Origin of the sequence: Exiguobacterium sp. Leaf196 (assembly GCF_001423965.1) — a bacterium.
Taxonomy (GTDB): Bacteria; Bacillota; Bacilli; order Exiguobacteriales; family Exiguobacteriaceae; genus Exiguobacterium_A.
The window spans coordinates 732,073-755,968 of sequence record NZ_LMPV01000001.1; the positions used below are offsets into that span (position 1 = coordinate 732,073).

Genomic DNA, 23,896 nt, shown 5'->3' on the forward strand with positions numbered 1-23,896 from the left:
TGAGATGGAGCGACAAGAAGTAGTAGATCAAACGGCGTTTACGCTCGAGAACGATATGTGTCGTTTACGCATTTTGACATATGGAGCAACCCTGCAAGAGTTTTCGATTCAAGATGAGGGATGGAAAAATCTCATTTTGTCTTACGATACGGTTGAAGAATACAAGATAGACACGTATTACTTGGGAGCGACTGTCGGACGTGTTGCTGGTCGAATCGAGGACGGGACATTCGATATGGATGGTGCAACGTACCATCTGCCTCAAAACGAAGGGAAGCATCATCTTCACGGAGGAGACGGTCTCCACTGTCAATTCTGGAAAATGGAAGACGTATCCAATACTCATCTCATTCTTCGGTATGTAAGTCCTGATGGTGAAAATGGCTATATGGGTACACTCGATGTCAAAGCATCGTTTGAATTGTTAGCTGACGGTGTCAAAATTACGTATGAGGCAATCAGTGACACGGATACGGTATGCGATATGACAAATCATACGTACTTTAATCTAAGTGGTGGAAGTCGTGATATTTTAGGACATGAATTGACGTTACCGGCTAATCAATTTGCTGAGCTGCGAGATGATTTGATTCCCACAGGACGCCTATTGGATGTCGATCAGACCCCGTTCGACTTCCGATCAGGACGAATGCTAGGAGATGGTCCAGCTTCAAGCCATCCACAAAATCAACTCGTCAATGGTTATGATCATCCATTTATATTCGACGACCAACGAAAAGCGACGCTGTACGATCCTGAAAGTAAGCGTTCCTTGATGTTGTCTACGACTGCACCAGCTCTTGTGCTCTATTCAGGAAACCAGATGAATGAAGAAACGATCTTACGTGAGGGACGCTCTCGAAAATATTATGGTGTTTGTCTTGAGCCGCAACATCTTCCGGACGCCGTTCATCACAGTAATTTTCCATCCATTCGATTATTAGCAGGAGAGACGTATCGTTGGGAAACGGAATATCGCGTTGGGAAAGGAGTCAGTCGATGAACCTCGAACAGATACAAAAGCAGGTTGCTACTTGTTCGTGTGGAAATCTACATTACCCCATTACGATTGAACAAATCAGTGCCTCTGAAAAAGTATGGCAATCAGTGGTCGAGTTTGTGCAGCAAAAAGAGTGGCGGCACCTCCTCGTCATTGGTGATGTCACTACGCAGATGGTCGGTTATTCTCCACTGAAGAAAGCATTACTGACAGTAGGAATTGACGTATCAATAGTCACGCTCTCGCCGAACAGGCAAGGGGACGTTTTAGCTGATGAACTATCAGTTGTACAAGTAATGCTCGAGTTGGACGATAGTGTGGATGCGTTGATTGCACTCGGAGCAGGGACGATTCATGATGTGACGCGGTTTTGTGCTGCGAAAGCAAAAATCCCATTTCTGTCTGTTCCGACCGCTCCTTCGGTGGACGGGTTTACTTCGAAAGGAGCTCCCTTAATTATAAGAGGGAAAAAAATCACCTATCAGCTCGTCTCACCAATTGCCGTATTCATCCCAAGTGACATTATCCGTGATGCACCTCGGGCGTTAATAGCAGCAGGTGTCGGGGATATGCTTGGGAAGTACACTTCCTTACTGGATTGGCGTTTTGGTGCTTTTGATGGACAAGAACCCTTTTGTCCTGTAGTTGCTCGATTGACCGAAATTGCTTTATCCGATTGTGTAAAAGCTCTACCAGATATCTATGCAGAAAAAGCGGAAGGTTTGGATCAACTGATGGATTCATTGATCTTATCAGGAATTGCGATGTTGATTTTTGGGCATTCACATCCTGCATCTGGTGGAGAACACCACCTCTCTCATTATTGGGAGATGGATTTCTTAACGCATGACCGTCCAGCCGTCTTACACGGTGCAAAAGTAGCGATTGCGACGATGGAACTTATCGATACTTATAGAGCGATGATCCAAGAACAACCTGATGTACCAAAGGAGCTAGGTGATTGGGTCACTCAAATGCCAACAAGACAGAAGTTGGAGTCCATTTTTAATTCGTTACAAGCGCCTCTTCAGCCAGAGGAAATCGGTATTTCGTCTCTTCTTCTAGCGAGTAGCAAGAGAGAAGCATATCGTCTTCGAGAGAGACACACGCTGTTAAAACAGATGAGCTTACAGACGAGCCACTTTGAAACAGAGGAGCGTTCATTATGACAGAGACAATCGTAAATCCAATCATAGAACAACGCGCGGATCCATGGATCATGCGGCATACAGATGGTTATTACTACTTTACGGCGTCCTTACCTGACTTTAGCGGGATTCCGCTGCGTCGTGCTCAGACGATCGGGGAGTTGACTAAAGCAGAAGAGAAAGTCGTATGGCAGAAGCGCTCGACCGGAATCATGAGCGCTAACATTTGGGCACCAGAATTACATCACATTCAAGGGAAATGGTACCTTTATTTCGCGGCGGCACGTGAAGATGCTATTTTTGATCATCGCATGTACGTTCTCGAAAATAGTTCAGCCAATCCGCTGGAAGGTCAATGGACGGAAAAAGGACAAATCAAGACATGGCAAGAATCATTCGCCCTCGATGCGACAACGTTCGAGCATGAAAACCGGTTATATTACATCTGGGCTCAGAAAGATCCAAAAATTGAAGGAAACTCGAATCTCTATATTTCTGAAATGGAGAATCCTTGGACATTGACAGGACCGCAAACGATGATTGCGACACCGGAATATGCTTGGGAAAAAGTCGGCTTTCTTGTAAACGAAGGACCTGCTGTCTTAAAGCGAAATGGCTATATATATGTCACGTTTTCAGCAAGCGCGACGGATCATAATTATTGTGTAGGTTTTCTTCGTATCAATGAAAAAGAAGATATGTTAGATGCTACTCATTGGGAAAAATACCCGCAACCCGTTCTTACGACGAATGAGTCAATCCGTGAATACGGACCAGGTCATAACAGTTTCATGACACTCGCAGATGGGACCGATATGATTGTTTATCATGCACGGAACTATAGAGAAATCGAAGGGGATCCATTATGGGATCCGAATCGTCATACGTATGTACGACCATTTTCTTGGCAGGGAGATGTGCCTGTTTTTGAAAACAGGATGGTCAACGAGGAGGTCACACGATGAACCAGACAGAGGATCGAAATCTTGTTTTAGAGCAACGGGCAGATCCATGGATGTATCTGCATTCTGACGGTTATTATTATTTTACAGCGTCTGTTCCTGAATACGATCGAATCGAATTGCGTCGTGCTAGATCTCTCCATGAACTAAGGGATGCAGAAGCGGTGACAGCATGGATTAAACCAAAAACTGGCCCTATGAGTGATCTGATTTGGGCACCCGAATTACATCGTATTCATGGGAAATGGTATCTTTATTTTGCGGCTGCGAAGTCACGCGAGATTGTAAACGGACTCTTTGATCATCGGATGTTCGTTTTAGAGAATAGTTCGGATAATCCTCTAGAAGGCGAATGGTTAGAACGCGGACAAATAAAAACGCAGTGGGATTCATTTGCTCTTGACGCGACCGTCTTCGAACATCAAGACGTTCATTACTTAGTGTGGGCACAAAAAGATCCTTCCATTGAAGGAAACTCGAACTTATATATTGCAACTTTAAAGAATCCATGGACCATTCAAAAGCCACAAGTCATGTTGACAAAGCCAGAGCTTGATTGGGAGACAAAGGGTTTTCTGGTGAACGAAGGACCGGCAGTCCTGAAGCGTCATGGACAAATCTTCATTACGTATTCCGCTAGTGCAACGGATGAGAATTATTGCATGGGTATGTTGAGTGCCTCAGAAGACGCAGACCTATTGAATCCGGATGCTTGGGAAAAATCATCGTCACCCGTATTTGCGACGAATGAAGAGGTTGGTCAATATGGACCAGGGCACAATAGCTTTACAGTAGATGAACAGGGACAAGATGTCATTGTATATCATGCACGGACCTACACTGAAATCGAGGGTGATCCTCTGTACGATCCGAATCGCCATACACGGGCACAGATCTTTACGTGGGGCATGGATAAAAAACCAAACTTTGATAAGCCAATCTGATTGCGAACAGAATCAACTTTTTTTATAAGAAAACGTAATTAATCTTGTACAGTTGATAATTTTTTGTTTAATAAACTTGAGGTCACAAAAAGCATCTCTTATGTAGATTTACTCTACAGAAGGGATGCTTTATCGCAAAAAGACGTTACTCTTCAATCTGGATTTTCACCTTCGTTTTCAGCGACATGCATAGAGGGATTCTTGACATCAGAGGCGACAATGAAAAATCCTTTTTCTTGCTCAGCAGCTCGTGCTGGTTCGATCGCTACATTCAAGGCAAGTAGATTGGTTTGTTCAGAAATATCACGAATGATAAAAAAAGATTGAATTAGATGTAAATTACTTTATAGACAATATTTATTGGGGGTACTTTAAATGGAAAATAAAATTTGCTCATCATGCGGAAGTACTAATTTTCAAGAGGCAACAGATTATATTCCACTAAAGCCATCTAAAGGGTCATTTCATAGTGCTCAAAAAGTATTTTCGTTTTGTATGGATTGCGGTATCGTAGATGCGATTCGTATTGAGAACACAGAAATCTTTCAAAATAAAGAGTAAATATTCAATCTACAAAAAGAGCGTCCGATATGGATGCTTTTTTATAGAGAAAAAATGTAGTCGATCATGAAAAATAATTAGTTTGTAAATAAGGAGTAATGTAGTGCCTATCTTTTTCTTAAATGACACTGTAAATGCATATCTAACCAATGCAACCAGTCAGATGCACTTAACCAGCCAAGTTCATCATAATAAATCTTTTTTGAAGCATCTATAGTTTGAATATGCATTTTAACGCACTCCATTTGAGTAATTAATTATTTTGTGCTTTTAGGAGAATAGCGTAATCCAGGTTACTTTCTAGTTCGATATCAAAATCATCTTTAAAATTTACACGTACCTATGTAACTTCGTCATATAAAAAACAAAGTCTCCAAATCTTGTTCTCCTCTTCGAAGGCTGATGAAGTAAATTTAATAACCCAAAAGCATCGTATCTTTTCTCAACAGAAATGGTACGATGCTTTTTTGTATCGTTCCTCGATAGAATTAAAAAAATCTATAGTTAGTCATTCATGAAAGGGAAAAGTAGAAAAAAAAAGAAAAGGTCTGGTCAAGATTGATTAATTCTTCTAATATCCATTAATAACAACTTTATAATGTTACGACACTATCTTTCCGATACGAAATCGACTTAAACGACTAAAACCTTTTAACTAATTTATTAATTGAATTAACTTTAATTCTGAAAAGTAAATTTAATAAATGTCACCTATCCTATTGTGATATAAGGTATCATTGGAAATAGTTTCTTAGGGAGTATATACCATAAAGAAAGTCATAAGAGGAAAAGAACAGGCAATTGATTTCTTGAAACTACTAACAAAAGAATTAAATCTTAAAGTAGATGAAGGAGAGGTATGATGAGAGAAAAAACTCGCATATTAATAGGGATGCTACTAGCTTGCCTCTATATTTTACCGATGGTCTTACTGGGGGAACATGCACATGTCCGTATTCATGATAATCTAGACTCAAACATCACGTGGTATAAAACATTGGTCGATACCAATAGTATTTACGCAAGTCTTCATGCGACTGTTCCTGACTTATTAAGTGGGGTCGTCTCGAGAAATGCTTTCGTCAGTGAGTTTACAGGTATCGTGTGGCTATATCAATGGTTCTCACCATTTACGGCATACGTGATCAGTCAAACGTTGGTCCGAATCTTTGCTTTCTTAGGAATGTACTTATTACTACGTGATCATGCGAAAGGGGTTATTCCTAAATCATATGCGCTGTGGGTAGCAGTTCTATTTTCTTGGACACCATTCTGGCCATCGGGCATGCTCAGCACGCTTGGGATGCCACTCTTATTGTGGGCTTATTGGAATATCTGGCATGGACGGAAAATAAAATCGAGTGCATTCGTATTGTTAGTGGTTCCGTTCTATTCGAGCTTCGTGCTAGGAATCGTTTTCTTTTTAGCAACGCTTGCCATTTACCATATGGTGAAGGAGATACGCGCACGTAGTTTTCATAGCCGTTTTTGGATCGCCTATGGCCTTCAGGTCCTTTTATACTTATTAATTGAATATCGACTGGTCTTCTCGATGCTGTGGGAAGAAGAGCCTACGAGTCGAAATGACTTCGAAACAGGGAATAACGGATTTTGGGCAAGTATTCGTTTATTTTTTAAGAATTTGGTGTTTGGTCATACACATGATCGCGCAGTACAATCGCCCATCATCCTCCTAACACTTCTGATTGTTGGATTTCTAGTATTTCGTCAAAAAGATCATGCAGCAAGACGAATTCGAACTTTGATGTGGTTTCTATTTGGACTATCGCTGTGGTATGCGTTTTGGTTTTATGAGGGGTGGAATCCGTTAAAGCAACATGTCTCTCTCATTAGAACTTTCAATTTCTCACGATTCCACTTCCTTCAACCGATGTTGTGGTATGCATTGTTTTACTTGATGCTCGACTGGCTATGGCGAACTGCCAAACGAAAATGGGTGACTTGTTTGCTCGTAGCCCAAACCCTTGTCTTGCTTGCATGGAATCCCGAGTTCCTCTATCGTCATCATCCATCCTATGAAGCGTTTTATGCGACTTCTCAGTTTTCTGACATTAAACGCTTTATCAACCAACCAACGAAAGACTATCAGGTCGCTTCTCTCGGATTGCACCCTGCGATCGCACAATACAATGGTATGCAAACCGTGGATGGTTATGTGAACTTTTATCCATTACGCTATAAAGCATCTTTCCGAAAGGTGATTGCTGGAGAATTGGATAAAAGTAAGCTATTACAACGTTATTTTGATACGTGGGGAAATCGAGTCTATGTGTTTTCATCTGAACTCGGTAAGGAATACGAGTACACAAAGGAGCATCAAGTACCGGTTCGACATTTATCTATCAATACAGCACAGTTGAAGCAAATCGGTGCGACATATCTTTTGTCTGCTGTACCAATCAAAAATGCTGCAGCCATTGGATTGCAGTACGAAAAAACATTTGAAGATCAACATTCTGCTTGGAAGATTAGGTTATACCGTATCCAAGCTACTACAGAGAATACGAAGTAAGTTCATTTAAGGAGGAGTAATGGTATGACGATGACGACAATCCCTACGCTAGGCGTAATTATTCCGTGTTATAACGAGACGGAAGTATTACGCTTGACGGTCCATACGATGCACCGTTTCTTAACAGAGTGGCGAGAACGACACCTCATTTCTGAGGACTCCTTTGTCTTGTTCGTAGATGATGGAAGTCAGGATGATACCTGGTCCCAAATTGAAGATGTACACGCACAGGATGGTCGGTTTAGAGGATTAAAATTAGCACATAACGTAGGACATCAAAATGCTTTGTTCGCAGGTCTTGTCGAAGGACACACCAATGCAGATTGTGTTGTGTCAATGGATGCGGACCTTCAGGATGACGTAAAAGTGATTGAACAGTTTTTAAGTGAATTTGCGAAAGGAAATGATATCGTCTATGGGGTAAGAGAAGATCGTCAGACCGATAGTTGGTTTAAACGGTCGACTGCTCAAGGTTTTTACCGCTTCATCGACTGGTTGGGTGTAGAGACCATCTTCAATCATGCAGACTATCGTCTCATGAGCAAACGAGCTGTCGAAACCCTTTGTGCACATCCGGAACGCAATCTCTTTTTGCGGGGGATGGTACCTTCGCTTGGTTTTCAAACAGCAGAAGTGACCTATACACGTCAATCACGTCCAGCAGGCGAATCAAAATATCCATTACGAAAGATGATGGCACTCGCATGGGATGGGGTGACCTCGTTTAGTGTTCGTCCGATTAAGTTGTTATTTTTAGTCTCACTATTCATGCTCATCGTCTCGATCGGTTTTGTCGGATATGCTCTTTATCGTAGATATGAAGGAGAAGCGATGGATGGGTGGACGTCTTTAATGATGTCGATCTGGTTCATCGGCGGACTTCAATTACTAGGTATTGGACTGATAGGAGAATACATCGGTAAAATCTATCAGGAAGTCAAACGACGTCCTCGTTATGTCGTCGAGAAAAAACGAGAATGATGACCTTTCTTCGTTTCTTATTAGTAGGAGTTCTTAATACGCTGGTTGGTCTGACACTAACACTGATTTGTTTTCATGTCTTGCATACTGGTTATTGGGGAGCGACGGCGATCGGGAATGCATGTGGTGTTTGGGTCAGCTATATGCTAAATCGTCGCTTCACCTTTCGTCAAGAGGCTGGAGGATGGCCCTATTGGATACGTTTTTTGATCGTCGTTTCGATTAGCTATCTCATCGCTTATCGTCTTAGTTTATGGGGAGTGCATTACGTATTGCCAAATCTACAAGAGACTGGAGCGATTCTGATCGGGATGATTATCTATACGGGGTTAAATTATCTAGGTCAGTCTTATTGGGTATTTCGCAAATCATGATGATAAAACAAGCTATCTATAGAGGTAGCTTGTTTTTTTTATCCTCTCAATTGCACTTGCAAAAGCACAGTAGCAAATCAAAAGACTGACAAATGAATTTTCAAATTATAGAAATCAACCACTCAGATTAGAGTGAGGAAAGTCATTTACAATTTGATAAGATGACGCATTCAACGTATGCATCACATAGTTATATGGGTGGATATGCTATTTCTCATGTAATCGACCATGCCTATTCCTTATTCATCGACTCCCTTCAGTCCACCACATTAAATGATCGTTGATGAACGAATCCCAAAAGAAGAATGAAAGTAAAGTATCCGTGAAATCTAATTTACAGACTTAAATTTATTACAAACGACATCAATAAATCGCAATTTCTTCTTGTAGTAAATAATTCTGTTAAAAATAAGAAATTTTTATTTTTTAGTTGGTCCGTTATTACTCCTTCTCGATAAAGTAAAAGTCTATGAACTTAAACGATAAGAAGCAGTTCCTGTCATGTAAAGACAGGAACTGCTTCTTATCGAACAATTATATCGTCGGTAATTCTAAAATTCTTAAGAGATAGAAAAAAGTAAGATAGAAAGATATGTCACTTCGTTTCAAAACAAACATACGTTCGTTTTACGTGACAATTTAAATAAAAGTGTCCTTACTTAATTTTCATAATATTAGTATAATCCATATCAAAATATAAGTCTATATCTTGATAACTATCTTCTCTATAGTAAAGCTACGAAAAGAAGACGCTATTCGTTAACTATGAGAGGAGTTATTATGAACAAAACTACATGGAATCCTAATGTGAAAGTCAGACTGATAGGAGAAGGTCTTTTCAATCTGCTATTTTGGATGTACTTTCCTTTTCTAACTGTCTATTTTGGTAAAGGACTAGGGTTACAGACTACTGGATTAATAATGGCACTGCCCCCCTTAATAAGTATTGTCGGAAGTTTAACCGGAGGAAGCTTTGCGGATACGTTAGGGAGACGTCCTGTGATGCTGATCGGAACATTTTTGCAAATGACCATGTTTATTCTATTTGCTGTCTCTTCTTCTCCTTGGATTAATTATGTTGCCTTTATCGGAATTAATATAGGCGCAGCATTTTATCGTCCTGCTAGTTCAGCGATGATAGCGGACACAGTTCCAAAAGATGAATTGCGACAAGTGTATGCGACATTTATGACCGTGAACAATATTGGTGCCGTTTTAGGACCAATCATTGGAGCAGTCTTCTTTTTTCAACATCGTCAACTGTTATTGTGGACCTGTGCAATAGTTCTCTTTCTTTACTTCATAACGATTTATTTTATTGTTAGTGAAACCTTACCTGTCCGATCCAAGCAAAAAGATGTAACGACCCCACTTAAATATGCGTTTCAGTCTAAGTGGTCTGGCTATCGACTTATTCTCAAAGATCGTATTTTTCTGCTATACGTAATTGCGGGAACCTGTTCACTCTTCCCAGTGATGCAACTCGATCTCTACTTACCAGTTTACGTGATAGAGAATGTGCCTAAACAACCTCTCGTACCGCACTTGCTGGATTCTTTTCAGCTCACGAGCCAATCCATTTTTGGCTATCTGGTAAGCTTTAATGGTCTTTTGTTTGTCATCTTGATCCTTCCCGTAACGAATCGACTTAAAAATTGGTCAGAAAGACGTCTCTTCGTCGTTTCGACCTTACTTGCAGGAGGAGGTACATTTTTAGTCGGATGGAATAACAACATCTGGTTTTTGTTTGGTTGTACGCTCATCTTCACGTTAGGTGAGATCATGCGTACACCAGTCACGCAGAGTTTCATCGGTCATTATGCTCCAGAGGAGGCAAGAGGTCAGTATCTAGCTGCTGATAGTCTTCAAAACACACTTGGTAAGACGCTAGCACCTCTCGCTATCTACGCATCAGGATGGATCGCCCCGCTTGGTATCTTCACTATCATTCTCCTTTTTGCTATCATTGGAGCTTGTTTATATCTGCAATTATTTAGACTGTATTCTCCCACTTGACAATCAGGTTGATAATACAAAGTGTACGATTACAAATAAAATATTAATTTAGGCTTTAGAATGATTTCACGAAAATAATAATTACTATAGATAATTAATATCAGATAAATGCTATCTAAAATATCTTAAATCAGCATGAATGAGATGATTTCAACATTTCGCGACAATGAGTTGTCGACGTCAAGTAGAAATTGACGTTTTCTGCTCGATTGATATTTACACTTCTATTGATATTTACACTTCTGTTGAAAATAAATTCTTACGATTTCTCATGCGATGACTGTCGTCATCGCTATGAATCACTTCGACACGATGTAAGAGACGGTCTAATATTGCAGTTGTGATTCCTTGATCACCAATTAGTTCGCCCCATTGATCCGGACTTTTACTAGAGTTCTAAATAAATTGAGCAAAAGTGTAAAGCATCATCGAGCAAAAACCGTCAACTAAATTCTAGCGGTTACATACGTGTAAGTGAATTGGTATTGGAATCTTCTCGCATGATAAGTTATTTATTCTTCACGGATGTTCTTGATACCATGTAGTGTTATTGTTTCGTCCATTTCGCACTCCGACCAAGACCGGATGGGGCAATGATCCCCTCGTCACGTAAGTCACGCAATACGCGATTGATTGTCGCCTCACTGATGTCGGGACAAGCCTTCCTTACGTCTGCTTTCGTGAACGGTGTGATTCGTCCTTCAACGAAACGACGAATCCGATTGTTCTTGTTCTGACTACCCGTCGTGACCAATCCGACGCGATCTTCAAGCTCCTTATAAGCAGCAAGAATCGTGCTCAGCAAGTAGTTGATCCATGGAAACGGATCTTGTTGGTTTTGGTGCCAACGCACGGAAGAGAGACGGAGTGACTCATAATAATCTTCCTTCCGCGATTCGACGATCTTCTCAAGACTGATGTAGCGTCCGACTTCGAAGCCATACTGATAGAGCAGCAAGAGGGTCAACAATCGTACCATTCGACCATTCCCGTCATTGAACGGATGAATGGATAGGAAATCGAGGACGAACAAGCTCGTCAGGATGAGCGGGTCGACGTCCTCTTGTTGCCGACGCTCTCGTAGGCTGTCGCATAACGCCTGCATCGCTGCCGGTGTCTCGAACGCAGGGACGGGGATGAAGCGAGTCCGGCGCGTGCCATCCGGGAACGTCTCACTAATCTCGTTATCGACGTTCTTCCACCGCCCACCTTCGACGGGGACGAACTTATAGAGTTCCTTGTGGAGTTGCAACAGAATATTCGCATTGACCGGGATGTCCTGGGCTGAAGCGTTGATCAGGTTAAGTACGTCGCGGTAACCAGCAATCTCTGCTTCTGAACGGTCGGCAGGGTCGGCTGACTTTGACATGATGGTCTGAAGACGACTTTCCGTGACGATGATTCCTTCGATCGCATTCGAGGCTTTCGTCGACTGGATGACGGCGACATCGCGTAAGGTGTTAAGGATTTGAGGCGCTTGCTGTTTATAGAGATCCTGTTTGCCTTTATACTCATTGATCCGTCCAATCAAGCGGACGGTCTCCATCGGCAGGGCGAGCTCTTTGAGATAGGTATATGTATAGTCGCGCATTCGTCGAACTCCCTTCGCAAAATAGATCACTTTAGATTAAATATACTCATTTTTATATTATTTGACTATGTTTAAACTCATTATAATGTATTTAAAGTCCTTCAAACACATATAAACATAGTCAAATTATCATATTTAGACTATGTTTATTTATTTATGACCATGATTACTTGTCAATCCGAAAGTCGGACAATCCTGACTGATTTGAACGGAACAATCCTGACATGGAAAGCGTCTCATCGATTGCTTCCATATTTTTAACAGTTTTTCACTTCATTTGAATTCATCGAACTAAAATCAATCGTTTCAGTTTTTCTTCTGTACCGGATTCCTCGACAGGTGTATAGATGCTACATCGCAAGTCGTCTTCTCCCTGCACTTGAAGAGAGGTCAGGTCGAATAGCATCTTGCCAACTTTTCCATGACGGAATTCAATCAGGATTTCCGGAGCCTTACTGACCTGACTCTCCATCCAGAGTGATTTGAATTCAGGATACGTATTACTCATCTCCTGTATGAAGGACGTATACCATTCATCACCAGAGTATTGACCGTAGTATGTACGGAAAATGGACAAGAATCCTTTGGCGAAGTGTTCCCAATTCCCGGCAAGTACTTTAAATTCTTTCTGTGAGAACAAGAGGCGAATGAGGTTACGTTGTGATTCTGGAATGGTCGCAAAATCTACGAACACATGGGCCGCTGCAGGATTCCAGCCGACGATATGGCAGTAACGATCCGTAATGATCGTCGGACACGTCGTCAAGGCAGAGAGAATTTTTTCGAGTGACGGACTGATAGTCATAGGGGAAGCTTGAATTTTCATACTGACGACCTGCGTCCCTAATGCTAAATCGTTCAAATATTCGTGTTCATCCCTGTTCAGACATAACGCCTGGGCGATACAGTCTAAGACGCTTCTAGATACCTTAATATCTCTTCCTTGTTCTAACCAGGTGTACCATGTCGTACTGACTCCTGCTAATTGAGCAACTTCCTCTCTTCTCAAGCCAGGCGTTCTCCTTCTTGATCCAGGTGGTAGCCCCACTGATTCCGGTTTGAGCTGTGCTCTTTTCGTCTTCAAAAAATAGGATAGAGCTTCTAATCGATTCGAGTCGTCCATATACGTTCCTCCTGATTTCTCTCCATCCAAGTATCAATTATAATAGGATAAATGAACACTTGTAATAGGATATATGACACGTATGATTATCTCATACTATTACAAGGAGTGAAGAAAAATGGAGCGTGTAGTGATTACAGGAATGGGTGTCGTCTCACCAATCGGAAACGATGTGGAGTCCTTTTGGAATAATATGATTGCTGGAAATTCAGGCATCACGGAAATCGATACGTTTGATACGACTGATTTCAAAGTAAAGATTGCAGGGAGTGTAAAAAACTTTGATGCGGAAAAGGCGATTGGTAAAAAAGCCTCTCGTAACCTGGATCGCTTCGTTCAGTTCGCATTAGCGGCTGCTGACCAAGCCTGGAACGATTCTAAGCTAGGAGAATCTGATCTGGATCGGGAAAGACTTGCTGTATATGTGGGTTCAGGTGTAGGAGGGATTGAAACGTTAATTGACGGTGTTCATGCTTTACACCAAAAAGGTCCGAGAAGGGTCAGTCCAAGTCTCGTACCATCCATGATGTCTAACGCAGCAGCCGCTCAAATTAGCATCAAGTGGCAAGCGATGGGACCTTCCATGTCACCTGTATCCGCTTGTGCAATCGGAAACACGGCTATTGGTGAAGCATATCGACTCATTCGAATGGGAGAGGCTGATGCTGCATTCGCTGGTGGAACAGAAGCGGGTATCACTGAATTGTCTATAGCAAGCTTCGGTAATGCGACGGCATTGTCTACAAGAAACGAATCACCCTCTAAAGCGAGTCGTCCTTTTGACGCGACACGCGATGGTTTCGTGATGTCGGAGGGAGCAGGCATCTTGATACTAGAATCGTTATCGCACGCAAAGCAACGAGGTGCGTCCATCTATGCGGAAGTCGTCGGATACGGAGCAAGTTCCGATGCCTATCATATAGTAGCGACTCATCCAGAAGGTCAGGGAGCATACCTCGCTATGAAGCGGGCCGTTCAACAGGCAGGGATTGAGACGAATGACATCGATGTGATCAGTGCCCATGCGACGAGTACGATCGTCGGCGATCAGTCCGAGACACGTGCGATTAAAAAATTGTTTGCAGAACATGCGAACATACTACCGGTGACGGCGAACAAATCAATGCTAGGTCACATGCTCGGTGCTGCCGGTGGAGCGGAAGCGATCGCGCTTGCGAAATGTTTACAGGAAGGAATCATTCCACCGACGATTAATCTTGAAGTCGATGATCCAACGTGTGACCTGGATTATGTAGCAGGAGGGGCTCGTTCGCTGGAGATGCAGTACGGACTATCCAATTCTTTCGGATTCGGTGGTCATAACGCCGCCATCGTCTTGAAAAAATATATGGATTAAGCATCAGAGTTTGAGTTCGGACAAGAGAACTCAATGAGTAAGTACTCGCTGAAAATGGATTGTATACATTTCGACGTGGAAATGTATACAATCTTTTTTGTGTATCCAATTCTTATTAAATGTTAGTGATTCGGAAACCTTCACTATTGCTGTGTCGTCATTCATCCAACGATTCATGACACGTTCTATCTATTTTACATAAAACGCGAATCATCAGTTCTAGTCAGAGTTTGCCTTAACTAGGACATCATGATCTTTATTTTAGTAATCCACCCTCTGAAGGGAGTTTTGAATCCACACCTAAAAAAATAACTGTATATGTTGTCATTCTAATTCTAGCTTTTTCATCATATCGTTAAAAAAGAGAAGGCTTTTGATTGATTATCATGTACTTCCTAAGATATGAGTTTTGGATGCTTTATTTATAGATATCCCGACGATGTCCAATCTCAAGAATCAATATCACGACTTTCTCATCCTGGATGTCAGCAATCAGACGATAGTCGCCGATGCGATACCGCCATTCGCCAGAGCGATTCGAGACGAGTCCTTTCCCATGACGACGCGGATCATCCGTCCCGACAAGGTTCTTCTTGATCCAGGACATGATGATCCGCGCTTGTTGTGGGTCCATCTTCTTGAGAGATTTTTGAGCCCCGCGCTCGAATTCTACATTATAAGCTGTCATTCTAAATCAAGTTCCTTCATCATGTCGTCGAAAGATATCGCTTCTGATTTTTTACGGTGTGCTGCCATAGAATCATGATAGAGTTGCAAATCGATTTCGTCTTCGATACGGTCGAGGACGGCATCGCGAACGAGTGTAGAAATCGTGATGTTCTTTGCCTTCGCATATTCCTTGATAAGTCGTGTATCCTGATCATCCAGACGTACGGAAATGGTACTCATGATTATCAGCTCCTTTGTAATACATTGTAATACATATTAAGGTTTTAGTACATAGGATTGGGCGATAATCCTAAATAAAGATTCTTTGAAGTGCTAAAATTCGACTTGTAAATATCGTGGATGAGTACGATTAGATTAAAAAAGTGGATTAAATCATGGTCAAATTGAAGTAAACATACTCATTCATTTTTATTTTGACCATTTTTGGGAAGGAGATGATCTTTTATAAATCCATTATATATACTCACTGCGTGATAAGGAGGCGAATCGTGTGCTACCTATCTGCAGAATGTTATCTTATCTTACCAACTCTTCGAAAGGAGTACATGGACAAAACGCTTGTTCCTGAATCTGTGCTATCCGTAAGTGAATGTATCTGTACGCACTATCCTAATATCAACAATTAGATTTCATGACTATCGAAATGTGCTTTCACGATCTTGACAAATTCTTTGGAAAGAGGCGTCATTTTGTCTGATGACTTGACAATTAATCCGAGATGTCTAACCACAGGAGGATGTAAGGGTAATAGATGAACATGAGTCTCTCGTTTAGGAACTGCCAGGTTTGGCATAATACTAATACCCAATTTTCCTTTCACCATAGACAGTACAGTTTCATTCTCCTTACTATTATATGAGGTACGTAATGAAAGACCAGCTTTACGACATTCCTCCTCGATAAGGACTTCACATCCAGATCGTAACATGATGAATGATTCTTCTTCGAAATCAGCTATCGTAACAACATCTTTTTCTATAAAAGGGTGTCCATCATATACGACAACAGATAAAGGATCTTGCGTCAGTGCCATACTCTCAAAACCTTTAACTGGTAATGCTGTAAAACCGAGATCCACCGTACCTTCTTCCACCCACTTTTCAATATCATCATAGCCACCCTCATACAACACCAATTCAACATTTTGGAAACGTTCTTTGAATATAGAAAACAAAATCGGTATAAAGGCAGCTGTAAAACTTGGGAAACTCCCGACAGCAATCTTTCCCAATTCTAATCCTTGCAAAGAAGAAACTTTTTGCTCTATATGAGCCATGTTTGTCACAATATTGCGTATGTGTGGAATAATATATTCCCCTGCAGTAGTTAACGATGTACCACCTCGTCCTCGATTCAAAAGTGTTACTCCTAGTTCAGATTCCAGTGTTGTAATGTTATGACTTACTCCAGATTGTGTCAGTCCAATCTTTTGACCTGCTTTCGTAAAACTACCACTTTCCACTACGTTTAAAAGCACTTCTAATTGAAATAAATTCAATGTACTTCACATCCTTTTCTGTATTATACATGAGAGATACAAATGATTAGAATGAAAAACATTCATTTTACTTATTTTATTTTTACAAATACACTAAAAACAGACAGATTGAATCAAAAAATAAAAGAATTGGAGAGTGGATGTATTGATGAATCAGAAGTATGAAAAAATCCTTTCACCTTATACCTTGTCGAATGGAGTAACTTTGGCGAATCGAGTCGTTGTTGCACCGATGACCACCTATTCAGGAAATATAGATGGAAGCGTCTCTTCCGGAGAGTTGGATTACTATAGCAGAAGAGCACAAGGACCAGCTATGTTTATTACCGCGGCTGCAACCATTTCATCACTCGGGACTAGTTTTCCTCGTCAAATGAAAGCATATGGAGAACACAATATACCAGGTCTTACGCAGTTGGCTAATAAAATAAAAGAAAAGGGAGCAAAAGCAATCCTTCAGCTTCATCATGGAGGCAGCGAGAGTCTAATCGGATACATAAGTGAAAGGCGAATGGTTAGCCCGAGTGGTATCGTGGCGAGCCTTTACAAGGATTCAAGTGATGATTACGTTCCACGTACGTTAGAACACGAAGAAATTCTATCTACTATTCAGGATTTTGGACGAGCAACGGAGATAGCTATACGTGTAGGGTTTGATGGTGTGGAAATTCATGGAGCCAACGGATATCTGATTCAACAATTTTTTTCAAGATATTCAAATCTTCGAACAGATATGTGGGGAGGAACACTAGAAAAACGGATGTCCTTTCCATTAGCTGTTATTGAAGAAGTAAAACGAGTCCGAGATCAATATGCGAACAATAATTTTATTATTGGTTATCGCTTCTCACCAGAAGAACCAGAAAAGAATGGTTTGAACATGGAGGAAACAATCGCCTTGGTAGATCAATTGTCTAATCAAGGCTTATCGTACCTACATCTTTCAGTCAAAAACGTTTGGTCCATGCCTCGAAGTGGTTCAAATCAAACAAAAACAAGATCAGAGATTTTTCGGGATGTGATTGCGGATCGAACAAGTTTTCTGTCACTCGGTTCTATACACACACCAGATGATGCCTTGAACGTATTAGAACAAGGAATTCCATTATTCGGATTAGGAAGAGAGTTATTAATGGAACCAGATTGGGTTCGAAAACTAATAGCAGGAAGAGAGGAAGAAATTCGTACGACCTTGTCACGCGATGATCAACAAATGCTCTCCATTCCGGACGAAATGTGGAAAAATATCCTTTCTCGTGATGGATTGCCTGCACAAAGATGAATAAATGTGTAAGCAAAAAGGGGAAATAGACGTGAACAAGAATGCTTTGTTTCAACTAAGTATAGCTATGACTATCTTTGGATCAATTGGCTTTTTTTCAACTTTTACAGGTCTTCCGGCAATTGAATTAGTGTGGGTTCGATGTATTTGTGCTGCTGTATTTCTTATAATGGCATGGATCGTATCTGGACGCTTTAAAAGGGAAAAGTGGAATAGGAAAGAACTCATATACATTGCTTGTTGTGGTATTACGAATGTTTGTAATTGGGTGTTTCTTTTTAAAGCATTTGAGAGAACGTCCATTACAATTGCCATAACCTTATATCATCTAGCTCCTATTATTGTTCTTGTGATGGGTAGCCTTTTCTTTAAAGAAAAAAAGACGAAACTCATGTATGTATCTATGTTAGTTTGTTTTATTGGAACATTGAGTATTATAGGTACCGATGGTGTGCGGTTTGCTTCAGAAAGCTGGAGGGGTATCGTGTACAGCATCATCGCAGCATGTTTCTATGCAGCAACAATGCTGCTAGGAAAGAGTATTACAAAAACTAGTGTATATGCGACCACTTTTATTCAAATGGTGATCGGTCTGATTGTGTTACTTCCATTCATTCATTTTAATAACTATCAAGCAATTGATACTTCTCAGTGGATGTACGTCACTGTAACCGGAGTTATTCATACAGGTATAGTTTATTTTCTGTTTTTCAATAGCATACGTCATTTACCAACAACAGTTGTCTCTTCTATGGTTTTTGTCGACCCTACAGTCGCTATTTTATTAGACGTTTTTTTCGGAAATGTGTATCTAAGGTGGCTACAGCTATTCGGTATATTGTGTATCTTCATCGGATTGTTTTATTCGCTTAAAGCAAGCAGTCATATTGCTAGTATCACTGAAGAGAACTATATTACTCGAACAGGAAAAGTAAGAAGGCAGTAATCTATATTCTTTTAAGAACCATTCTTTCTTTTTGATTTAAATAATCCTAAGAGACCTATGAATGTATGCAGAAAATCTATTCCATAAAATTAGGAATAGATTTTTTGTTTATTTCTACAAACTTGACGTCATGTTGAAACAAAATCCTTCATCTTATCACTAAAGAATAGTTTTCAATTTTATATGGTAGTCATCTGACTAATTTATTATTTTAGGCAAAAAGATACATATGAAACCAAAAATAAATTATCCATTTAATAGAAAAGTTAGTGATTGAAACTTAATAAAGGAAAATATCGTATATATTAGTCGTATAATAACTTTTATGAAAACATAATGACTTACTAAACAAAACAAATACATTTGCCGGAGGGAACATCTATGGTATTAGCTTTCCTTGGCCATAGTATCGGATTCTTTTTATTAACGTTAGGCATCTATTTCATTCGGTCGAAGCATGCGTTGAAAACGCCTTTAGCAGGACACGGAGATAGCGTCGACACGGTGGATTCATTCGTACTCAGTATTATTTTGTCGATTGGTGTTATCCTATTTTGTTCGTTGACCGTCAGACATTACGGTTACGTTTGTGTCTTAGGTGGTCTGTTCATTTTATACGCCGTCAGTGCAGCTTGGTGAGACCTAAAAGAAGTTAGAAAGCAAGATAAAGGGAGCTCAAATCATGATTCAATTACTGAAACAAGTCGACGATCATGTGTATCACATCGTCTTTCACCAAGAAGGGCGTACTTTATTCTGCCGGGAAGGGGTTGCTCGAAAAGAGCAGGCGATTGATAGCGAGGACATGATGGAAACGAATGAGGAGTCCGCAACGAAGCGGATCGTCTTCAAAAGTCCCTTGCGCGCGTATCGTCAGAAAAAAGCATGGGTACGTGAAAAATTAGACGATGGATACATGCGATCACCTTTTGCTCTGTCTGAAGTGATGGATTTTCGTTCAGATCGACGGATCATAAAGTTGCGCATTTTAAGCGCTTTACTCGTCCTATTGAGTGGATTACTGACGCTGACCGATATCTTACCGATTCCGGGATACATAACACTCGTCGTTCTGATGCTTTTCTGGCCGATGCATCTCGAAGGGAAATCCGCGCATGTTCGCATGTATCGATGGTCAGGAGCACTTTTCATGTTCGCATTAGCCGGCTCATCGAAAAACTATTTATCACCGATCAATCTCTCAATTAACGGAATGGTCTGTCTCATCTCAGGGTTCATTCTCCTGTTGTATGCGTCAGAACAATTACAGGAACTTGCGACGAAAGGAATCACATATCATGACGAATCAACAAACGAAGGTGATTGAACTCAAACGCGACAATGGTCAAACGACCGATTACTGGGTCAGTTACTGGATGGGGCGCACGCTGTATCAAGTATCCGTACAAGAACAAGCGGATGGTCAAACGGATGAAGGGGAGGTTGTCAAAGAACGTTTTCCGTTCTATTTCGGAATGAAAAAGCGGATGCTCGAGTTAGCAGAAGAGAAAGAAGCACTTGGTTTTAGACTTTTGACCGAAGAGGAAAAAGCAACGCCTGTCATCGAGGAAGAAGAACCGACGCTCGATCCTGCTTTCTTTAAGCCAGCTATTCGTTATGCCTGGTGGATGCTTGGTCTCGGAATCCTCCTGTTTCTCCTGCCTTCACCGATCCTAAACGGACTCGCGTTTGGACTCGGCTTATTCGTCTGGTATGAGACGTTTGGACAAGCCGGAATGCCGCGCAACTACCAGAGATATTTCCACGGGATGTTAGCTGGATTGACGATTTTACAGGTGTTATCTGCGATTGAGTTGGAACGATTTGCTCAACCGTATTATGCGACGATTTGTGTGATATCAGCAGTCGTGTTGGTTTTTCTCGTCGTCCAATATCGTTTGGAAGAAACCGATCACATCGGTCAGGAGAAAAGTGTTCGAGTTAGGAAAATGAAGGACTATCCGGATGACTTAGATCTTTAAAAACGTATTCACTTAACTTTCGGAAGACTGGAAGACTTTTTGATGCTGTAAAATATAGGCATCACTTAAATCATTTTAGTCAGTCTATTGTAAGAAACATATGGATGTCATACCAAATGATCAATATACTTTAGAACTGATTTTACTTGTCTGGGCGATTGGTGCACTCGTCAATCATCATTACGCAAGCGCGAAACACATTTGGTGTTTATTCCTTTGTGGAGATATTTTTGATTCTTAAGATTTTATTACTTGTTGTTCTTTTGATTGCCAAATGCAAAAAAATAATGGTCTCTTAAGTAGTAAAGGAAGGTCAGTTAGCACTCATACATAAAGATTTAGTTAACATAATGAAGTAGGAGACAGTATGATCCGTTTCCTACTTTTTTTGTAATTATGCAATCGATTGCATTCGTATTCTTATTTAACATCCAGGAAAAGGAATTATATTTCTTGCAAAAAACTAGTTTTTATTTCTTAGGATTTATGTAAAAATAGAAAACAATAAACTGAGAGAATTTTTTGAAAAGTGAGCGACCAGATCATTCATCGTTTTGGAATGAGAGAGAGAAGTCATCATTTTTCGAATTCTAAATATCTTATTTTTTGAAAGCCTGGAGGGGAATGTATGAAATTGTTGAAGATGTGGAACCAAATCAGTTTAGTGAAACAAATCGCGATCGGCTTAGTTATTGGTATTATTTTAGCTGTCACGATTCCTGAAGTAGCGAGTTCATTGACCATCTTTGGAACATTATTTGTCTCCTCACTAAAGGCAGTCGCGCCGATTTTGGTCTTTTTCCTAGTCATGGCTTCGATTGTGCAACATAAAAAGGGACAGCAAACGAACATGAAATCAATCATCTTCTTATACCTGCTCGGTACTTTTTTAGCGGGTGCGATTGCGGTCATCGTTAGTTTCTTGTTCCCGGTTTCGATAACATTGACAGAGAGCACAGAAAAGCTGACAGCTCCTGGGAATGCCATCGAAGTCCTGAAGACGCTTGTCTTGAACATGGTCGATAACCCCGTCAATGCATTAGTCCAAGCGAACTACATCGGCATTCTGACGTGGGCGATCATCTTAGGATTAGCGCTTAAAAATGCGTCGGATTCTACAAAAACGTTCATCTCGAACTTCTCAGATGCACTTGCGAAAATGGTTGGATGGATCATTAAGCTTGCTCCGCTCGGTATCATGGGGCTTGTCATCGGTTCGATTACGGAGAACGGTCTCTCGTCACTTCTTGACTATGTGAGCCTGCTAGGGTTACTGATCGGGACGATGCTTGTCGTTGCACTGATCGTTAATCCATTGATCGTCTATATCAACGTCCGTCAAAATCCGTATCCGCTCGTTTTCAAATGTTTACGCGAAAGCGGCATCACGGCATTCTTTACTCGTAGTTCGGCTGCGAACATTCCGGTCAACATGGAACTATCGAAAAAGCTTGGACTTGATAAAGAGACGTACGGCATCTCGATTCCGCTTGGTGCAACAATTAACATGGCAGGGGCTGCAATCACGATTTCCGTCTTGACGCTTGCTGCGGTAAACACACTCGGTATTCAAGTTGATCTTCCAACAGCCATCATTTTAAGTGTCCTCGCTGCCGTCTGTGCGTGTGGTGCCTCTGGTGTTGCTGGTGGATCGCTTCTCTTGATTCCACTCGCGTGTAGCTTATTCGGGATTCCGAATGACGTTGCGATGCAAGTCGTTGCTGTCGGATTTGTCATCGGTGTGTTGCAAGATTCATTTGAGACAGCATTAAACTCGTCGACAGATGTCTTGTTCACTGCGACAGCTGAATATCGAAAACGGTTGAAAGAAGGCGAACACCTCTCGATTAATCGTCAATCGATGAATGAGGAAGTAGCAGAAAAAGTCGTTAACGGCTGATCAGATTCGCTATTATCTTAATAAGAAAAGGCATCCCAGTTGAGGATGCCTTTTCTTATAGACAACCCTCGTTTCGTGATTGAAATAAGGGGTTTCTACAAGTTGTAATCCATTTAACCTTCTCCTAAAGCAACGTATTTTTTTAATTTCCCTTTAAAACTCACCAAAAGAATTTCATTCCTTTCTTTCGTAGAGTATATGACGGTACCCTTTGAGAGCTTCGTAGCAGTTCCATTATCAAAATCGTATTGATCAGAACTCATTTTCTTGATTTCTCCGACTTTTTTACTCTTAGTGACTTCTGTTTTCTCTGCCCATTTTACATCTGATTTGTAGATCGTATCATTTAGTTGAAAAATGTCAGCAGTAGAATCTTCTCCTAATACGTCTAGTGCTGTCGGTTTTTCACTTGTATATTGCATTTTCACTTCATTACTACAAGCAGCTAACGGCCATACAGTTATAATTGAGAGAGCGCATAACAAAACGATTCTTTTCATGACATAACCTCTTTCCCGTTTTTGTATGTTACTCCATGTCGACCATTTAACAACGGACTATCGGCAAAACAGGTCACAGGTTTCTGTTGTTCCATTCGTTTTAAATCCTGTCCGATGTATGCCCATCTGCTCACAAAACAGTCGAAGTGGGGCTCACCCGTGACACGCGCGTTTCAGGAAATCGTCTTGGAACAATTCTTGAAGTCAGAGTGAATCAATTATCTCTACCCAGACTTGATAATAGATCTCTTGATCGAGGTGGACCGTTGCCGAACGTACACGATAGTCTAGATTTTCCGCTAAATAAAAAGCAAGAATCGATGCGACTTTAAAGTCAGGGGTGCAATAACCAGTGATTGAACGACCATGGATCTCATTCGTGATCGACTCCGCCCAAACTTCGGCTTCACGGAATGTCTCGAACTGAAGCATCTCTTCCTTCCAACGAATCGACATCTTTATGTCCTCCTCTACTGTAGTTAATGTTAGTATATGGAAGAAATAGTAT

The 23,896-nt window shown here is 41.0% G+C and carries 24 protein-coding genes and 1 pseudogene; 16 read left to right on the plus strand and 9 right to left on the minus strand.

Annotated elements, in window-relative coordinates; all coding sequences use genetic code 11:
* The first annotated feature begins 4 nt into the window (after positions 1-4).
* The 4 genes from ASG02_RS03790 to ASG02_RS03805 are packed head-to-tail and all read left to right on the plus strand — an operon-like array spanning position 5 to position 4,054.
* Positions 5-1,003 (plus strand): aldose epimerase family protein, encoded by a 999-nt coding sequence (locus tag ASG02_RS03790; RefSeq protein ID WP_056060975.1) that lies wholly within the window; start codon positions 5-7, stop codon positions 1,001-1,003.
* Positions 1,000-2,169 (plus strand): sn-glycerol-1-phosphate dehydrogenase, encoded by a 1,170-nt coding sequence (locus ASG02_RS03795; protein WP_056060978.1) that lies wholly within the window; start codon positions 1,000-1,002, stop codon positions 2,167-2,169. The genes ASG02_RS03790 and ASG02_RS03795 overlap by 4 nt, the downstream gene beginning before the upstream one ends.
* A complete protein-coding gene (locus ASG02_RS03800; protein WP_056060981.1) occupies positions 2,166-3,113 on the plus strand; it encodes a family 43 glycosylhydrolase in 948 nt (315 codons plus the stop codon). Before ASG02_RS03795 ends, ASG02_RS03800 begins: the two co-directional genes overlap by 4 nt.
* The gene (locus tag ASG02_RS03805) at positions 3,110-4,054 is read left to right on the plus strand and encodes a family 43 glycosylhydrolase (protein ID WP_035408298.1); all 945 of its coding nucleotides are present in this window, start codon (positions 3,110-3,112) and stop codon (positions 4,052-4,054) included. Before ASG02_RS03800 ends, ASG02_RS03805 begins: the two co-directional genes overlap by 4 nt.
* Positions 4,055-4,206: 152 nt before the next feature.
* Here ASG02_RS03805 and ASG02_RS15765 read toward each other — a convergent pair whose 3' ends face one another.
* Positions 4,207-4,383: a methyl-accepting chemotaxis protein gene (locus ASG02_RS15765; protein WP_082478654.1), complete on the minus strand. Its 177-nt coding sequence runs from the start codon at positions 4,381-4,383 to the stop codon at positions 4,207-4,209.
* Positions 4,384-4,429: 46 nt separating this feature from the next.
* Between ASG02_RS15765 and ASG02_RS03810 the strand changes: the two genes are divergently transcribed.
* The 5 genes from ASG02_RS03810 to ASG02_RS03830 all read left to right on the plus strand — a co-directional run bounded on the left by ASG02_RS03810 (position 4,430) and on the right by ASG02_RS03830 (position 10,519).
* On the plus strand, positions 4,430-4,615 hold the full coding sequence (locus ASG02_RS03810; protein ID WP_035408297.1) for a hypothetical protein: 186 nt from the start codon (positions 4,430-4,432) through the stop codon (positions 4,613-4,615).
* 862 nt (positions 4,616-5,477) lie between these two features.
* Positions 5,478-7,148, plus strand: a complete 1,671-nt coding sequence (locus ASG02_RS03815; protein WP_235513998.1) for a DUF6044 family protein — start codon at positions 5,478-5,480, stop codon at positions 7,146-7,148.
* A gap of 24 nt (positions 7,149-7,172) precedes the next feature.
* Entirely contained in the window at positions 7,173-8,129 is a 957-nt protein-coding gene (locus ASG02_RS03820) for a glycosyltransferase family 2 protein (RefSeq protein ID WP_069201459.1), read from the plus strand.
* Complete coding sequence (locus ASG02_RS03825) at positions 8,126-8,503, plus strand: GtrA family protein (RefSeq protein ID WP_052169496.1); 378 nt, start codon at positions 8,126-8,128, stop codon at positions 8,501-8,503. The genes ASG02_RS03820 and ASG02_RS03825 overlap by 4 nt, the downstream gene beginning before the upstream one ends.
* 780 nt (positions 8,504-9,283) lie before the next feature.
* The gene (locus ASG02_RS03830; RefSeq protein WP_056060987.1) at positions 9,284-10,519 is read left to right on the plus strand and encodes an MFS transporter; all 1,236 of its coding nucleotides are present in this window, start codon (positions 9,284-9,286) and stop codon (positions 10,517-10,519) included.
* Between the two features lie 234 nt (positions 10,520-10,753).
* On the opposite strand, the pseudogene ASG02_RS15560 reads toward ASG02_RS03830, so the two are convergent.
* The 3 genes and pseudogenes from ASG02_RS15560 to ASG02_RS03840 form a co-directional block, all read right to left on the minus strand.
* A pseudogene (locus ASG02_RS15560) lies at positions 10,754-10,912 on the minus strand (ATP-binding protein); the annotation flags it as partial.
* A gap of 154 nt (positions 10,913-11,066) precedes the next feature.
* Entirely contained in the window at positions 11,067-12,110 is a 1,044-nt protein-coding gene (locus ASG02_RS03835; protein ID WP_056060990.1) for a Fic family protein, read from the minus strand.
* A 283-nt stretch (positions 12,111-12,393) separates the two neighbouring features.
* Positions 12,394-13,233: a helix-turn-helix transcriptional regulator gene (locus tag ASG02_RS03840; RefSeq protein WP_035408292.1), complete on the minus strand. Its 840-nt coding sequence runs from the start codon at positions 13,231-13,233 to the stop codon at positions 12,394-12,396.
* A 118-nt stretch (positions 13,234-13,351) separates the two neighbouring features.
* On the opposite strand from ASG02_RS03840, the gene fabF reads away from it, so the two are divergent.
* Positions 13,352-14,590 carry a beta-ketoacyl-ACP synthase II gene (gene fabF / locus ASG02_RS03845; RefSeq protein WP_056060993.1) on the plus strand — a complete coding sequence of 413 codons (1,239 nt, stop codon included), beginning with the start codon at positions 13,352-13,354 and terminating at the stop codon, positions 14,588-14,590.
* Positions 14,591-15,008: 418 nt separating this feature from the next.
* Here the strand turns inward: fabF and ASG02_RS03850 are convergent, their stop codons facing one another.
* From ASG02_RS03850 to ASG02_RS03860, 3 genes are all read right to left on the minus strand, one after another.
* On the minus strand, positions 15,009-15,278 hold the full coding sequence (locus ASG02_RS03850) for a type II toxin-antitoxin system RelE/ParE family toxin (protein WP_035408288.1): 270 nt from the start codon (positions 15,276-15,278) through the stop codon (positions 15,009-15,011).
* The gene (gene relB / locus ASG02_RS03855) at positions 15,275-15,499 is read right to left on the minus strand and encodes a type II toxin-antitoxin system RelB family antitoxin (protein WP_026829710.1); all 225 of its coding nucleotides are present in this window, start codon (positions 15,497-15,499) and stop codon (positions 15,275-15,277) included. The genes ASG02_RS03850 and relB overlap by 4 nt, the downstream gene beginning before the upstream one ends.
* A gap of 403 nt (positions 15,500-15,902) precedes the next feature.
* A complete protein-coding gene (locus tag ASG02_RS03860; protein WP_056060996.1) occupies positions 15,903-16,778 on the minus strand; it encodes a LysR family transcriptional regulator in 876 nt (291 codons plus the stop codon).
* Positions 16,779-16,926: 148 nt separating this feature from the next.
* Here ASG02_RS03860 and ASG02_RS03865 point away from each other — a divergent pair, with 148 nt between their 5' ends.
* From ASG02_RS03865 to sstT, 6 genes are all read left to right on the plus strand, one after another.
* Positions 16,927-18,060 carry an NADH-dependent flavin oxidoreductase gene (locus tag ASG02_RS03865; RefSeq protein ID WP_035408282.1) on the plus strand — a complete coding sequence of 378 codons (1,134 nt, stop codon included), beginning with the start codon at positions 16,927-16,929 and terminating at the stop codon, positions 18,058-18,060.
* Positions 18,061-18,091: 31 nt separating this feature from the next.
* The gene (locus tag ASG02_RS03870; protein WP_155960159.1) at positions 18,092-19,006 is read left to right on the plus strand and encodes a DMT family transporter; all 915 of its coding nucleotides are present in this window, start codon (positions 18,092-18,094) and stop codon (positions 19,004-19,006) included.
* Positions 19,007-19,387: 381 nt separating this feature from the next.
* Entirely contained in the window at positions 19,388-19,645 is a 258-nt protein-coding gene (locus ASG02_RS03875; RefSeq protein ID WP_035408278.1) for a hypothetical protein, read from the plus strand.
* Positions 19,646-19,688: 43 nt separating this feature from the next.
* Complete coding sequence (locus ASG02_RS03880) at positions 19,689-20,333, plus strand: hypothetical protein (protein WP_035408276.1); 645 nt, start codon at positions 19,689-19,691, stop codon at positions 20,331-20,333.
* Positions 20,305-20,988 carry a hypothetical protein gene (locus ASG02_RS03885; RefSeq protein WP_035408273.1) on the plus strand — a complete coding sequence of 228 codons (684 nt, stop codon included), beginning with the start codon at positions 20,305-20,307 and terminating at the stop codon, positions 20,986-20,988. The genes ASG02_RS03880 and ASG02_RS03885 overlap by 29 nt, the downstream gene beginning before the upstream one ends.
* A gap of 628 nt (positions 20,989-21,616) precedes the next feature.
* The gene (sstT, locus tag ASG02_RS03890; RefSeq protein WP_035408270.1) at positions 21,617-22,888 is read left to right on the plus strand and encodes a serine/threonine transporter SstT; all 1,272 of its coding nucleotides are present in this window, start codon (positions 21,617-21,619) and stop codon (positions 22,886-22,888) included.
* Positions 22,889-23,001: 113 nt separating this feature from the next.
* Here sstT and ASG02_RS03895 read toward each other — a convergent pair whose 3' ends face one another.
* A complete protein-coding gene (locus ASG02_RS03895) occupies positions 23,002-23,388 on the minus strand; it encodes a hypothetical protein (RefSeq protein ID WP_056061000.1) in 387 nt (128 codons plus the stop codon).
* Positions 23,389-23,592: 204 nt separating this feature from the next.
* Positions 23,593-23,844, minus strand: coding sequence for a hypothetical protein (locus ASG02_RS03900; RefSeq protein WP_052019037.1), 252 nt, complete (start codon positions 23,842-23,844; stop codon positions 23,593-23,595).
* Positions 23,845-23,896: the final 52 nt, after the last annotated feature.

What these genes read in the sequence shown, in the direction of transcription:
- ASG02_RS03790 (WP_056060975.1), top strand. Translation starts at nt 5, where the DNA reads ATGGAGCGACAAGAAGTAGTAGATCAAACGGCGTTTACGCTCGAGAAC.
- ASG02_RS03795 (WP_056060978.1), top strand. Translation starts at nt 1,000, where the DNA reads ATGAACCTCGAACAGATACAAAAGCAGGTTGCTACTTGTTCGTGTGGA.
- ASG02_RS03800 (WP_056060981.1), top strand. Translation starts at nt 2,166, where the DNA reads ATGACAGAGACAATCGTAAATCCAATCATAGAACAACGCGCGGATCCA.
- ASG02_RS03805 (WP_035408298.1), top strand. Translation starts at nt 3,110, where the DNA reads ATGAACCAGACAGAGGATCGAAATCTTGTTTTAGAGCAACGGGCAGAT.
- ASG02_RS03810 (WP_035408297.1), top strand. Translation starts at nt 4,430, where the DNA reads ATGGAAAATAAAATTTGCTCATCATGCGGAAGTACTAATTTTCAAGAG.
- ASG02_RS03815 (WP_235513998.1), top strand. Translation starts at nt 5,478, where the DNA reads ATGAGAGAAAAAACTCGCATATTAATAGGGATGCTACTAGCTTGCCTC.
- ASG02_RS03820 (WP_069201459.1), top strand. Translation starts at nt 7,173, where the DNA reads ATGACGATGACGACAATCCCTACGCTAGGCGTAATTATTCCGTGTTAT.
- ASG02_RS03825 (WP_052169496.1), top strand. Translation starts at nt 8,126, where the DNA reads ATGATGACCTTTCTTCGTTTCTTATTAGTAGGAGTTCTTAATACGCTG.
- ASG02_RS03830 (WP_056060987.1), top strand. Translation starts at nt 9,284, where the DNA reads ATGAACAAAACTACATGGAATCCTAATGTGAAAGTCAGACTGATAGGA.
- ASG02_RS03835 (WP_056060990.1), bottom strand. Translation starts at nt 12,110, where the DNA reads ATGCGCGACTATACATATACCTATCTCAAAGAGCTCGCCCTGCCGATG.
- ASG02_RS03840 (WP_035408292.1), bottom strand. Translation starts at nt 13,233, where the DNA reads ATGGACGACTCGAATCGATTAGAAGCTCTATCCTATTTTTTGAAGACG.
- fabF (WP_056060993.1), top strand. Translation starts at nt 13,352, where the DNA reads ATGGAGCGTGTAGTGATTACAGGAATGGGTGTCGTCTCACCAATCGGA.
- ASG02_RS03850 (WP_035408288.1), bottom strand. Translation starts at nt 15,278, where the DNA reads ATGACAGCTTATAATGTAGAATTCGAGCGCGGGGCTCAAAAATCTCTC.
- relB (WP_026829710.1), bottom strand. Translation starts at nt 15,499, where the DNA reads ATGAGTACCATTTCCGTACGTCTGGATGATCAGGATACACGACTTATC.
- ASG02_RS03865 (WP_035408282.1), top strand. Translation starts at nt 16,927, where the DNA reads ATGAATCAGAAGTATGAAAAAATCCTTTCACCTTATACCTTGTCGAAT.
- ASG02_RS03875 (WP_035408278.1), top strand. Translation starts at nt 19,388, where the DNA reads ATGGTATTAGCTTTCCTTGGCCATAGTATCGGATTCTTTTTATTAACG.
- ASG02_RS03880 (WP_035408276.1), top strand. Translation starts at nt 19,689, where the DNA reads ATGATTCAATTACTGAAACAAGTCGACGATCATGTGTATCACATCGTC.
- ASG02_RS03885 (WP_035408273.1), top strand. Translation starts at nt 20,305, where the DNA reads ATGACGAATCAACAAACGAAGGTGATTGAACTCAAACGCGACAATGGT.
- sstT (WP_035408270.1), top strand. Translation starts at nt 21,617, where the DNA reads ATGAAATTGTTGAAGATGTGGAACCAAATCAGTTTAGTGAAACAAATC.
- ASG02_RS03895 (WP_056061000.1), bottom strand. Translation starts at nt 23,388, where the DNA reads ATGAAAAGAATCGTTTTGTTATGCGCTCTCTCAATTATAACTGTATGG.
- ASG02_RS03900 (WP_052019037.1), bottom strand. Translation starts at nt 23,844, where the DNA reads ATGTCGATTCGTTGGAAGGAAGAGATGCTTCAGTTCGAGACATTCCGT.